General features: G+C 70.6%; 10 protein-coding genes and 1 tRNA gene. 5 read left to right on the top strand and 6 right to left on the bottom strand.

The genetic code is table 11. The features are described 5' to 3' along the window. Positions 1-3 precede the first annotated feature (3 nt). From ACHFIV_RS32155 to ACHFIV_RS32135, 5 genes are all read right to left on the bottom strand, one after another. Positions 4-90, bottom strand: a tRNA-Ser gene (locus tag ACHFIV_RS32155). A gap of 294 nt (positions 91-384) precedes the next feature. Then, positions 385-1,104 (bottom strand): ABC transporter permease, encoded by a 720-nt coding sequence (locus tag ACHFIV_RS32150; protein ID WP_398976267.1) that lies wholly within the window; start codon positions 1,102-1,104, stop codon positions 385-387. Between the two features lie 30 nt (positions 1,105-1,134). Beyond that, on the bottom strand, positions 1,135-2,046 hold the full coding sequence (locus tag ACHFIV_RS32145) for an ABC transporter ATP-binding protein (RefSeq protein WP_398976265.1): 912 nt from the start codon (positions 2,044-2,046) through the stop codon (positions 1,135-1,137). Then, on the bottom strand, positions 2,043-2,951 hold the full coding sequence (locus tag ACHFIV_RS32140; RefSeq protein WP_398976262.1) for an ABC transporter permease: 909 nt from the start codon (positions 2,949-2,951) through the stop codon (positions 2,043-2,045). The genes ACHFIV_RS32145 and ACHFIV_RS32140 overlap by 4 nt, the downstream gene beginning before the upstream one ends. Next, a complete protein-coding gene (locus tag ACHFIV_RS32135) occupies positions 2,941-3,954 on the bottom strand; it encodes an ABC transporter ATP-binding protein (RefSeq protein ID WP_398976612.1) in 1,014 nt (337 codons plus the stop codon). The genes ACHFIV_RS32140 and ACHFIV_RS32135 overlap by 11 nt, the downstream gene beginning before the upstream one ends. 343 nt (positions 3,955-4,297) lie before the next feature. Here ACHFIV_RS32135 and ACHFIV_RS32130 point away from each other — a divergent pair, with 343 nt between their 5' ends. The 5 genes from ACHFIV_RS32130 to ACHFIV_RS32110 all read left to right on the top strand — a co-directional run bounded on the left by ACHFIV_RS32130 (position 4,298) and on the right by ACHFIV_RS32110 (position 10,114). After that, a complete protein-coding gene (locus tag ACHFIV_RS32130) occupies positions 4,298-6,082 on the top strand; it encodes an SDR family oxidoreductase (RefSeq protein WP_398976260.1) in 1,785 nt (594 codons plus the stop codon). 350 nt (positions 6,083-6,432) lie between these two features. Next, positions 6,433-6,975 (top strand): RNA 2'-phosphotransferase, encoded by a 543-nt coding sequence (locus ACHFIV_RS32125; protein WP_398976258.1) that lies wholly within the window; start codon positions 6,433-6,435, stop codon positions 6,973-6,975. A gap of 123 nt (positions 6,976-7,098) precedes the next feature. Then, the gene (locus ACHFIV_RS32120) at positions 7,099-7,992 is read left to right on the top strand and encodes a DUF72 domain-containing protein (protein WP_398976256.1); all 894 of its coding nucleotides are present in this window, start codon (positions 7,099-7,101) and stop codon (positions 7,990-7,992) included. A gap of 207 nt (positions 7,993-8,199) precedes the next feature. After that, positions 8,200-9,096, top strand: a complete 897-nt coding sequence (locus ACHFIV_RS32115) for an LLM class flavin-dependent oxidoreductase (RefSeq protein ID WP_398976254.1) — start codon at positions 8,200-8,202, stop codon at positions 9,094-9,096. Between the two features lie 175 nt (positions 9,097-9,271). After that, positions 9,272-10,114 carry a Cof-type HAD-IIB family hydrolase gene (locus tag ACHFIV_RS32110; protein WP_398976252.1) on the top strand — a complete coding sequence of 281 codons (843 nt, stop codon included), beginning with the start codon at positions 9,272-9,274 and terminating at the stop codon, positions 10,112-10,114. 185 nt (positions 10,115-10,299) lie between these two features. Here the strand turns inward: ACHFIV_RS32110 and ACHFIV_RS32105 are convergent, their stop codons facing one another. Beyond that, positions 10,300-12,000 (bottom strand): sensor histidine kinase, encoded by a 1,701-nt coding sequence (locus ACHFIV_RS32105; RefSeq protein WP_398976250.1) that lies wholly within the window; start codon positions 11,998-12,000, stop codon positions 10,300-10,302. Positions 12,001-12,083 lie beyond the last annotated feature (83 nt).

Below are 12,083 nucleotides of genomic sequence, written 5' to 3'. Positions count from 1 at the left end.
CGGCGGAGGATGCGCGGATCGAACGCGCGCGGGGGTCGCCCCCCGACGACGGCTTAGCAAGCCGCTGCCTTACCACTCGGCCAATCCTCCGGGGGGTGGCCAACGCGCGCGACGCGCAGCGGGGGCCACCCGGGGGTCCTGCCGCGGGGGCGACCGCGGGTAGCTGATGAAGCTACCGCGGTGCCGGCTGCGGACCGCCCTGTCGGGAACACGACGGACTCGGACTCCTGGTCATCGCCGCGCTCCTCTCCCGGTCCTCACGAACGGCGCCTTCCCGTGCCGCCCCCTCACTGTGCCGGAGACCGGAGTCCGGGGGCCACCCGTTTTCATGGAACAACCCCCGCCCGGTGGGCGGGGGTTGCAGGGGGTGCGGTGCGGCCGGTCTCACTCCTCGCCGGCGAGCTTCAGCGCCCGCAGCTTCTGACCCGCGTACCACGTGGCCACGACCGTCACGCCGACCAGCAGGAGGGTCGCGAGCGGCAGGCCGACGTCCGAGGTGATCACGCCCTCCCCGGCGACCTTCTCGGCGACCGAGAGGGACCACTGCTGCACACTGAGCGTCCTGGCCCCCGGCACCAGGCTGCCGAAGAGCGCCTCCCACACCAGCGCGTACACCAGGCCGAAGACCACCGCGTGCCGGCTGACCGTGCCGAGCAGCAGGAACAGCGCGCTGTAGGCGATCGAGGCGACCAGGGCCGCGATGGTGTACGCCACGGCGATCTGCCCGCCGTTGCCGTTGAGGATCAGGCCCGCGACGAACGTGGGCAGCGCCGAGAAGAGCATCGTCACGGCGACGGCGACGGTCAGCTTGGTGAAGATGATCGTGGGCCGCTTCACCGGCTTGGCCAGCAGGTAGACGATCGAGCCGTCGTCGATCTCGGGCCCGATGGCGCCCGTCCCCGCGATGACGCCGATGAGCGGGACCATCGTGGCGATGGCGAAACCGCCCAGCACGCCGGAGGCGACGCCGTCATCGGCACCGGCGAACGCCCGTACCGCCACGGCGATGGCCACCAGCAGGACCGGGAGGACGAACAGGATGGCGGCCCGGCGCCGGCCGAGCAGGGCCCGGTAGGTGAGCCGGGCGACTGTGGGGTCGTACATGACGCTTCACAGCTCCTTTCAGGCCACTACTCAGGCCGCTACGAGATAGGAAAAGACCGATTCGAGGGACTCGTCGGACGGGGAGACGGTGAGGAGCCGGATGCCGTGTGCGCGCGCGACCTCGGGCAGCAGCGTCGTGAAACGCCCGAAGTCGACCGCCTGGATGCGCAGGGCCCTCTCCATCACGTCGATTTCGATCCCGGCCGTCGAGGGGTCCGCGATGAGAGCGGCGGCGAGGGCCCGGTCGTCGCTGGACCGGACGAGATAGCGGTGCGGCCGGTCCGTCATCAGCCGGCGGATCTTCCTGAAGTCCCCCGAAGCGGCATGCCGGCCCGCCACGATCACCTCGATGTGCGAGGCGAGCTGCTCGACCTCCTCCAGGATGTGGGAGGAGAAGAGCACCGTGCGCCCCTCGGCCCCCATCCGGCGCAGCAGCTCCATGAGCTGCATCCGCTGACGCGGGTCCATGCCGTTGAACGGCTCGTCGAGGAGCAGCACCGAGGGGTCGTGGACCAGGGCGGACGCCATCTTCACGCGCTGCCGCATGCCCTTGCTGTACGTCGAGATCTTGCGGTCCTGCGCGTACTCCATCTCGACCGTGGCCAGTGCCTTGTGCGCGGCCGCGTCCCCCAGCCCGTGCAGCTCGGCGTTGGCGACGACGAACTCGCGGCCGGTCAGGAAGTCGTACATACCCTCCCGCTCCGGCACGATCCCGATCGCCTTGTAGACGGTTTCGTTGCGCCAGATCTGCGTCCCGTCGAGCGTCACGGTGCCGGTCGACGGCGCGAGGAACCCGGCCATCATGTTGATCAGCGTGGACTTGCCCGCTCCGTTGGGACCGAGCAGACCCGTGACGCCGGGTCCCACGGTCATGCTGACGTCGTTGACGGCGACCACGTTGCCGAACCAGCGGGAGGTGTGGTCGATCTCGATGGTGGTCACAGCCCGACCCTCCGGTAGCGGCGCATCAGTACGGCGTACGAGCCGGCGACGAGCGCGAGAACAACGATCAGATAGACCACGCCCGCTGCGGCTCCGGGCCCCTCACCGCCGGGGAACGCCGATGCGGCGCCGAGGTACGCGGTCTGCACACCGTCGATCAGCGTGATGGGCGAGAAGAGCCCCAGCCAGGTGATGGCGTCGGCCGAGTCCGTCTCCCAGGCGATCGCCTGGACCGTGGAGACCGCACCGTAGGTGATGGTCAGTACCGCGATGACGGCGGCGACTCCGAAGCCCCGGCGCGGCGTCAGCGCGGCCACGACCAGGCCGAGCCCGGCGAACAGCACGGAGAGCAGCGCCACCGAGACCATCCCCTGCCCGAAGCCCTTGGTCTGGTCGGCGAAGTCGAACTTCGCCAGCAACGCGCCCGCGTAGAGGATGACGAGGGGCAGCCCGGTGAGGATGAGCAGGGCGGACGCCATGGCGGCGAACTTGGCGAGTACGTAGTCGACCCGCTCGATCGGGCGCGAGAAGTACAACGGCACGCTCTTGAAGCGGAGGTCCCTCGACACGGACTGCGGCGCCTGGGAGGCGATGAAGAGTCCGATCACGGCCTGCAGGTAGATCGCGAAGTCCGTGTACTTGATGGGGAGCTTCGTCATGTTGGGCGTGGCGATGGCGACCGCGACGAGGATCAGTGCCACCAGGCACATCACTCCGCACAGGAGCATCGGCAGCACCTTGGACTTGGCCGACCTGCCCAGCCCGAACGAACCCCGCAGCGACTGCGAGTACAGCGACCGGCGGGCATAGGCCCGGCCCAGGCGGGCGCCGTCGTAGGAGCGGTATCCGATGTTGTGGATCCGGGAGGTGTCGCTCCCGGCCGCGGTCCCGGTCTCAGTGCTCATCGCGACCGCTTCCCTTCTGCTGTCCGGCGTCCGCCGTCGCGGCCACGGCCGCCCGCGGTGCCTGGTCGGTGCGGAACACCTCGGCGATGTGGTGGCGCCGCTGTTCCATCCGGATGAGTCCCAGTCCGAGGCCGGCGACGCTGTCGCGGACCACGTCGTACGTCTCCTCGCCGGTCGCCTCCACCAGGAGGATGTGGCCGGCGCCGGGCAGCCCGCCGGCGTCGAGGCCGTCGTGTCCGACGAGCTTGACGCCTGCCCCGGTGAGGGCCTGGCGCAGCGCGTCCGTGCCGTCAGGGTGCGTGTCGCTGTCGGTCACCTCGACGGCCAGCGTCGTGGTGGTCTGGGTGAAGTCGCTGGTGGAGCTGGAGCGCAGCAGCGCGCCGCCGTCGATGACGACGACGTGGTCGCAGGTCCGCTCGAGCTCTCCGAGGAGGTGGGAGGTGACCAGCACCGAGATGCCGAAATCGGTGTGGACACGGCGGATCAGGCCGAGCATCTCGTCCCGGCCGACGGGGTCGAGACCGTTGGTCGGCTCGTCGAGAAGGACCAGCTTCGGGTCGTGGACCAGCGCCTGGGCCAGTTTCACCCGCTGCTTCATACCGGTCGAGTAGCCCCCGATGGGACGGTAGCGCTCCTCGTACAGACCTACGTGGCGCAGGGTGTCCGCGGTTCGTTCCCGCGCCGCGGTGGGCGGCAGCCCGGACATCCGCGCCATGTGGACGACGAACTCGGTCGCCGACACGTCGGGAGGCAGGCAGTCGTGCTCGGGCATGTAGCCGACCCGCTCCCGGATGGCGGCGCCCTCGGTGGCGACGTCGAGCCCGAGCACCGCGGCCCGGCCTTCGGTGGCGGGGGACAGACCCAGCAGGATCTTGATCAGTGTGGACTTGCCGGCCCCGTTGGAACCCACCAGGCCGGTTACGCCCGGTCCGATGTCCAAGGAGAGCCGGTCAAGCGCGGTCACTCTCGGGAACCGCTTGCTCAGGCTTTCGGTTGCGATCACAGTCACGTGTTCGAAGGTAGTGGCGCGCACCACAGGAGTCGTCAGACCAGGCGGTTGTTTCTGCGTCCGACTCCAGGCGTACGGACCCGTAGGGGGACCCCACGAGGGAGGAGACCCGATCCCGGCCGCGCCCCCGCCGGGGTGACGGCAGGCGACGGCGCCGGCCGCGCGGGGGGCGGTCGTGCGCGGAGCCCCTGGCACCCGCTCGTCCACGGGCGTCGTCCACAGGCGTCCGTCCACAGGTTCGGGGCATCCCTTGACGCGGCCGTCCGTCGGTTGCCACATTCAGCGGTGTCACGTTACGGGCGCGTACCGCAACGCCGGCACTGGACGAGGAGGCGGCGTGGATCTGCGAGGCGCGCGTGAGCGCTGGGTGCGTACGGGCGGGATCGAGCTGTGCGTCGCCGAGCTGGGCGATCCGTCACGGCCGACGATCGTGCTGGTGCACGGCTATCCGGACAGCAAAGAGGTCTGGTCGGAGGTAGCGGTAAGACTGTCGGAGCAGTGGCATGTGGTGCTCTACGACGTGCGGGGGCACGGCCGGTCGACCGCGCCCCGGCCGCTGCGTGGTGGCTTCACGCTGGAGAAGCTCACCGACGACTTCCTGGCTGTCGTGGACGCCGTGAGCCCGGACCGGCCCGTCCACGTGGTCGGCCATGACTGGGGATCGGTCCAGTCATGGGAGTTCGCCACGGTGGAGCGGACCAAGGGGCGCATCGCGTCGTTCACGTCGATGTCCGGTCCGTCCCTCGACCACTTCGGGCACTGGATCAAACAACGGATGTCCCACCCGAGCCCCCGCCGTGTGGGGCAACTGCTCGGACAGGGTGCCAAGTCCTGGTACGTGTACGCGTTGCACACGCCGGTCCTGCCCGAGATGGCGTGGCGCGGCGTACTGGGCAGGCAGTGGCCGCGGATTCTGCGGCGGATGGAGAACGTGCCCGCGGACGACGGGTATCCGACGTCTTCCCTCCCGCAGGACGCGGCGCACGGGGCGTGGCTCTACCGTGACAACGTCCGGTCCCGGCTGCGCCGGCCGCGCCCCGACGCGTACGCGCACGTCCCCGTACAGCTGATCACTCCGACCGGTGACGTCTTCCTCTCACCGTCGCTCCATGACGAACTGGACGCGTGGGTGCCGCATCTGGTGCGCCGCACCCTGCCGGCGAAGCACTGGGTACCCCGCACGAGGCCGGCCCGCCTGTCCTCCTGGATCGGCGAGTTCGCCGACGGGGTGGAGACCGGCGGCCAGGACGTCCCCCTCGCCCAAGGCGCGCCGGGCACGGCGTCCGCGGACACCCGTCCGGGCCGGTTCTCCGGCCAGTTGGTCCTCGTCACGGGAGCGGCTTCGGGTATCGGACGGGCCACTGTTCTGTCGTTCGCCGAGGCGGGCGCCCGGGTGGTGGCCGTGGACCGGGACGCGGAAGGCGTTGCCCGGACGGCCGAAACGGCGCGGTCGCTCGGCGCGCCCGCCGCGTGGAGCGAGGTGGTGGACGTCAGCGACGAACAGGCGATGGAGCGGCTCGCGAAGAAGGTCGCCACGGACATCGGCGTCCCGGACGTCCTGGTGAACAACGCCGGGGTCGGGCTGTCGGGCTCGTTCCTGGAGACGACGAGCGAGGAATGGCGGACGGTCCTCGACGTGAATCTCTGGGGCGTCATCCACGGCTGCCGGATCTTCGGCAGGCAGATGGCCGACCGGGGCCAGGGCGGCCACATCGTCAACATCGCGTCGGCAGCCGCTTATCAGCCGTCCCGCGCGCTTCCCGCCTACAGCACGTCCAAGGCGGCGGTACTGATGCTCAGCGAATGCCTGAGAGCCGAACTGGCCGACCGGTCGATCGGCGTCAGTGCGGTATGTCCCGGCTTCGTCAACACCGGCATCACCGGTACGGCTCGCTTCGCCGGGACCGACGAGGCGGAGGAACAACGCCTGCGGCAGCGCACCGCCCGGCTGTACTCCCTCCGCAACTACCCGTCGGAGAAGGTGGCTCGAGCCGTTCTCGCTGCCGTGGTGCACAACCGTGCCGTCGTACCGGTGACACCGGAGGCTCGCGGCGCACGGATGCTTTCCCGGGTCAGCCCCCGCCTACTGCGCGCCATCGCACGCGTGAAGCCGCCCTTGTAGACCGGTCCGAGTTGGAGCACCGCCGACGCGAACCGGTCGTCCGGAGCGCCCGTTGGCCGGCCACCCGGCGGGCGCACGACAACCAGCCTGTCCACCAGAGGACTTCGGGACCGGCACTCGCCCACAGCGGAGTTGAGGGCCGCACCTCACCCACGTCGGCTCATTTGGCCCACGACAGCACAGAGTTGGGCAACTGCCGCAAGCAGCCACGCGTTTGTCCACAGCTAGAGCAACTCGGCTGTGGAAAAGGCGGGTTGCCTGTGGAGCAAACATCGTGGCGCACACCGATACCGCGAACGACGGGTGAAATCGAGATGCGCCGGGAAGCGCGGCGCGGGCACTCTGACCGGATGGACGAACAACGCACCGTCAAGGTGTCGAAATTCCTGTCGAAGCACCTGCGGCATGAGCCCGGCCGGATCGGGATCAGGCTTGACGCCCAAGGCTGGGTAGCTGTCGACGAGCTGTTGCGGGCCTGCGCCCGGCACGGCGTCACCCTCACCCGGGCCGAACTCGAACACGTCGCGGCGTCCAGCGACAAGCAGCGCTTCGCCGTGGACGGGGACCGCATCCGGGCGAACCAGGGACACTCCGTCACCGTGGACCTCGGGCTTCCCCCGGTCGAACCGCCCGCGTACCTCTATCACGGCACCGTGGCACGCACCCTCGACGCCATCCGCGCCGAAGGGCTCCGGCCGATGAACCGCCATCACGTGCATCTTTCGCCCGACCGTGAGACGGCGGTGCGTGTGGGCTCCCGGCGCGGCGCCCCGGTCGTCCTCACCGTGGACTCGGGAGCCATGCACCGTGCCGGCCACGTCTTCCGTGTGAGTGCCAACGGAGTATGGCTCACCGACTGCGTACCGCCGGACTTCCTGCGCCGGCGCGCGTGAAGCTCCCGTCAGCGTCGTCCCGGCCGCGTGTCCAGGCAACGACTGCCGACCGCCCTCGCAGCATTCCTCCCGCGCGCGTTGAAAGGCCCGTTCACGCCGTCGCGCCCGGGGAAGGCGCGCGCCATGGGAAACATCCGGATAGGCACGTGTTCATGGACGGACAAGGCACTGGTGTCCAGCGGCTGGTACCCGGCGGGCCACCGCGATGCCGAGGGCAGGCTGCGGCACTACGCGCGCCAGTTCTCGGTGGTGGAGGTCGACGCGACGTACTACGGACTGCCCAGCGCGCGGAACAGCCTTCTGTGGGCCGAGCGCACCCCTGAGGACTTCCGGTTCGACGTGAAGGCGTTCTCCCTGCTCACCGGGCACCCGACTCGTCCTCAGGCACTGCCGCCCGACCTGCGCCCGGCCCTCGCCCGGCAGCGGGGCCGGGCAGAGACCGACCCAGTCCTGCTGGACGAGGTGTGGGCACGGTTCGCGGCATCGATCGAACCGCTGCGCCGGACCGGCCGCCTGGGGTCGGTGCTGTTCCAGTTCCCGCGGCAGCTCGCGCCGGGAAGGCCGGCGGCGGACTTCCTCCGCCGGTGCCGCGACCGTGCCGCAGGATGGCCGGTGTCCGTAGAGTTCCGGCACCCCGGCTGGTGGCGGGAGGACCGCATCGCCGGGACGGCCGAACTCCTGTCCGAGCTGGACGCCGCTGCCGTGGCCGTGGACATGGTGCAGACACTGCCCAGCTCGGTGCCGCCGGTCTTCCGGGTCACCTCTCCCCGGCTCGCGACGGTGCGCTTCCACGGGCGGAACAGCGCCTGGGGGACCGGCACCAAGGAGGAGAGGTTCCGCCACTCCTACACACCCGGGGAACTGTCCGAGTGGATACCCCGCATCCGGGCGATGGCCGAACAGGCTCGGGAGGTCCATGTCCTGTTCAACAACTGCTGTGCGGACGCGGCCGTCCGCGCTGCCCGGTCCATGACCCACCTGCTGGGTCTCGACGCGACTCACGACGACGACGGGTGACATCACCGCGGGACCGCACCACCGCCTCGGGAACAGAACCCCACCGTCGGCGCTCCTCGTCTCCTCAGTCCTTTCGGCCGGCCCTGCCCAGCCTGCCCATGCCGCCGCAGTGGCGGCCCCGTGGTGACGCCACTGCGGCGGCATGGCTTCCGCACTGTTTTCTTCCGCATGTCCATGCCGCCGGGGAGGACGCGTATCGTCTGGTCCATGCGTCTGAGCACGGTGATCCTTCCCATCTACCGGTGGAGCGAAGGACAGAAGATCTGGCGGCAGGCCGAAGACCTCGGCTTCCATGCCGCCTACACCTACGACCATCTGTCCTGGCGCACCTTCCGGGACGGACCGTGGTTCGGGGCGGTCCCGACGCTGACGGCGGCAGCGGCGGCAACGCGAAGCATGCGGCTGGGCACCCTCGTCACCTCGCCGAACTTCCGGCATCCGGTGACGCTCGCCAAGGACCTCATCACACTGGACGACGTCTCCGGCGGACGGATCACACTCGGCATCGGCGCCGGCGGCAGCGGTTTCGACGCCACGACGCTGCGCCGGAGCGACGAGGCACCGTGGACGCCGCGTGAGCGCGCCGACCACTTCGAGGAGTTCGTCCCCCTGCTCGACCGGCTGCTCCGGGAACCCTCCGTGACGCAGGAAGGCCGGTTCTACGCCGCGAACGAGGCCCGCAACATCCCCGGCTGCGTCCAGCGTCCCCGACTGCCCTTCGCGGTCGCCGCCACCGGACCGCGCGGGATGAGTCTCGCCGCACGGTACGGGCAGGCATGGGTGACCACAGGTGATCCGAAGCTGTTCGCGACCGGCACCCCCGAACAGTCCGTGGCGGCGATCCGGGGACAGACCGAACGGCTCGGTGCTGCCTGTGAGGAAGCGGGCCGGGACGTCACCGAGCTGGACAAGATCCTCCTCACCGGTTTCACCCCCGGCCGCCCCCTGCGGTCCTTCGACGCGTTCGTGGACTTCGCGGGCACACACTTCGACCTCGGGATCACCGAGATCGTCGTCCACTGGCCGGTGCCGGACTCCGACTTCGCACTGGACACCAAGGTCTTCGAACGCATCGCCACCGAGGCTCTGGCCCAGTTGACCTGACCGTTCGGAGCCCGCCCCCGAGCGGGGTGGGCTCCGCCCCCGGCCGTGCCGCCCCGACGTGGACCGCCGAGGGCCTGCGGCATATGCCGAGGGCAGTTACGCAGGCCAGCGACGCGCCCTCTCAGATGTGCGCCCCTCTGCACGCCCGTGCGACTTCGTACGGGAGAATGGCGGGGTGACCTCAGCTATCGACCCGCCTCTGCCTGCCGTGACCCGGCTGATCGCCACCGATCTGGACGGCACCCTCCTACGCGACGACAAGACGTTGTCGGATCGGACGATCACCGCCCTGGCAGCCGCCGAGGAGGCGGGCATCGAGGTCTTCTTCGTCACCGGAAGGCCTGCCCGCTGGATGGAGGTCGTCAGCCCCCACGTCCAGGGTCACGGCATGGCGATCTGCGCGAACGGGGCCGCGGTCGCCGATCTCCGCGACGGACGGCTGCTCAGGGTTGATCCGCTGGACCGGGCCATCGCCCTGCACGTGGTCGACGTCCTGCGCGAGGCGGCACCCGGGGTGTCGTTCGCCGTCGAACTGGCCACCGGCATCCACTACGAACCCGCCTACCCCCCGTTCCACATGGACCCGGGTGCCACGGTCGCCGTCGCGGAGAAGCTGCTTCACGAGGAGGCTCCGGGCACCGGCACACCCGTCCTGAAGGTCCTCGCGCACCACCCCGAGCTGGCCCCCGACGCCTTCCTCGCGCTGGCCCGCGACCTCGCCGGGGACCGGGCCTCGTTCACCCGGTCCAGCCCCACCGCGCTGCTGGAGATCAGCGGCCTCGGCGTCTCCAAGGCCCGCACGCTCGCCGCGTGCTGCGCGGAGCGCGGGATCAGTCAGGACGAGGTGGTCGCCTTCGGCGACATGCCCAACGACGTGGAGATGCTGACGTGGGCAGGCGCCTCGTTCGCCATGGGCAACGCCCATCCGGCGGCTCTGGCCGCCGCGTCCGGCATGACACTCACGAATGACGAGGACGGCGTCGCAGTCGTCATCGAGCGCATCCTCGCCACACGCTGACACCGTCGTCCGGACCGCGCACCGAGCCGGGAGTCACGGGGCCGCACGCTCAGCACCGGGACCTGCCCGCAGGCGGATGACCCACCAGGCACGCCCGGCCGGGACGGCACCCCGGCACCGCCTGCCCGGGAGGCACACCGGGCCCGGGGCACGCGCCTGGACTCGCGACCTGACCCCGTCCGCGGTCAGAGCGGGACCTGCCAGGTCACCGTCGTGCCGCTGCCGCCGTCCCCCGGCCCGAACCAGCTGGCTCCGCCCAGCGACTCGGCACGTCTGGCCAGGTTGCGGAGGCCGCTGCGACGGCCGCCGTCCGGGATGCCCACCCCGTCGTCCGCGACCGTCAGCCGAACCGCGTCCCGCCCGTCGGGCAGCACCGCGGCCGCGTCCACCGTCACCTCCACGCGCGACGCCCTCGCGTGACGGAACGTGTTGGACAGCGCTTCCCGCAGCGCGGCGATGAGATTCTTGCCGGTGAGCTCCCCCACCAGCGAGTCGACCGGTCCCAGGAACCGGTGCGAAGGCATGAACCCCAGGGGCACCGCCGCCATGTTGATCTCCCGGAGCACTCGGGACCGCAGCCCCGACGGTGCCTCCGCCGGTTCCTGCTGCAGCGCGAAGATGGCGGTACGGATCTCCTGGATGGTCACGTCAAGTTCGTCGACGGCCCGGCCGATGCCGGTCCGCACGCCGGGTACCGGTGAACGGCGCTGAGCGCCCTCCAGCATGATCCCGGTCGCGAACAAACGCTGGATGACCAGGTCGTGGAGGTCCCGGGCGATCCGGTCCCGGTCCTCGTACACGGCGATCCTTTCCCGGTCGCGCTGCGCCTCGGCCAGTTTCAGCGCCAGGGCGGCCTGTGCGGCGAAGTGGGTGGCCAGTGTCCGCTCCGCCCGCGTGAACGGCCGGCCGCCCCGGGCGCGCGGGATGGAAAGCGCTCCGAGCACCCGGCCACCGCTCCGCAGGGGCAGCAGCATGTGCGGGCCGAACTGGTCGGCGAGCCTGGTGATCATGCGGGGGTCCGTCGCCGGGTCGTCCAGGAAGACCTCCTCGCCCCTCAGGAGCGCCGCTACGACAGGACTCTGCGGCGGGACGATCACCCCGAGGGAGGCGGACGGCGTGTCCCCGGCCACCGCGACGATCTCCAGACCGCCCTGTGCGGCCGGAAGCAGCACGATGCCGACCGCCGCGTCGGCGAGACGGCGCGCCTGTTCGGCGACGACGGCGAGCGCCTCATCGGCGTCCCCGCCCGAGAGCAGGGCGGTGGTGACGGCCACCGAACCGTCGATCCACTGTTCACGCTGGCGGGCGGCCTCGTACGTCCGGGCGTGGCCGATGGCGATTCCGGCCTCCGTGGCCAGCACACGCAGCATGTGGAGTTCGTCGTCCCCGAACGCCTCCCCGCCGTGCTTCTCCATCACATAGAGATTGCCGAAAATCTCGCCCCCGACATGGATCGGGACGCCGAGGAACGTGCGCATCTCCGGGTGCGCGGAAGGGAACCCGGCGAACCGGGGATCGGCGGCCAGGTCCGCCAGCCGGATCGGGTCACCCTCCTGGATCAGCGCGCCCAGGAGACCGGTGTGGCCGTCGGGCGGGTGGCCGATCGCCCGGGCCACCTCCTCGGGCACTCCGTGGGTGACGAAGTCACAGAGGCTTTCACCAGGTTGTTCGACGACACCGATGGCCGCGTACCGGGCGTGGGCGAGTCCGGCCGCGGTCTCACAGATGCGCTGGAGCGTGGAGTGGAGATCCAGGCCCGTGCCGACGGACCTCGTCGCCTCCAGCAGTTCCGGGACCCGGGCGGTCAGCTCCGCGGACAGCCCGCGCAGGCTTCCGGCCGTCTGCTGCGCCGCTTCGGGTGAGGCCTTCGGCTCCGGCTGGGACATGAACCGAGCCTAATAAGCGGCGAATGGTCCGGAAAGTCGGGTCCGGGCGTCACCGACCACCCTCAGGCCCGTGCCACCGGCCG

It is taken from the genome of Streptomyces sp. ALB3, from assembly GCF_044385685.1.
GTDB lineage: Bacteria > Actinomycetota > Actinomycetes > Streptomycetales > Streptomycetaceae > Streptomyces.
The sequence above is the reverse complement of the archived record's forward strand: the minus strand, read 5'-3'. Positions and strand labels throughout refer to the sequence as shown.

What these genes read in the sequence shown, in the direction of transcription:
- ACHFIV_RS32150 (WP_398976267.1), bottom strand. Translation starts at nt 1,104, where the DNA reads ATGTACGACCCCACAGTCGCCCGGCTCACCTACCGGGCCCTGCTCGGC.
- ACHFIV_RS32140 (WP_398976262.1), bottom strand. Translation starts at nt 2,951, where the DNA reads ATGAGCACTGAGACCGGGACCGCGGCCGGGAGCGACACCTCCCGGATC.
- ACHFIV_RS32125 (WP_398976258.1), top strand. Translation starts at nt 6,433, where the DNA reads ATGGACGAACAACGCACCGTCAAGGTGTCGAAATTCCTGTCGAAGCAC.
- ACHFIV_RS32120 (WP_398976256.1), top strand. Translation starts at nt 7,099, where the DNA reads ATGGGAAACATCCGGATAGGCACGTGTTCATGGACGGACAAGGCACTG.
- ACHFIV_RS32115 (WP_398976254.1), top strand. Translation starts at nt 8,200, where the DNA reads ATGCGTCTGAGCACGGTGATCCTTCCCATCTACCGGTGGAGCGAAGGA.
- ACHFIV_RS32105 (WP_398976250.1), bottom strand. Translation starts at nt 12,000, where the DNA reads ATGTCCCAGCCGGAGCCGAAGGCCTCACCCGAAGCGGCGCAGCAGACG.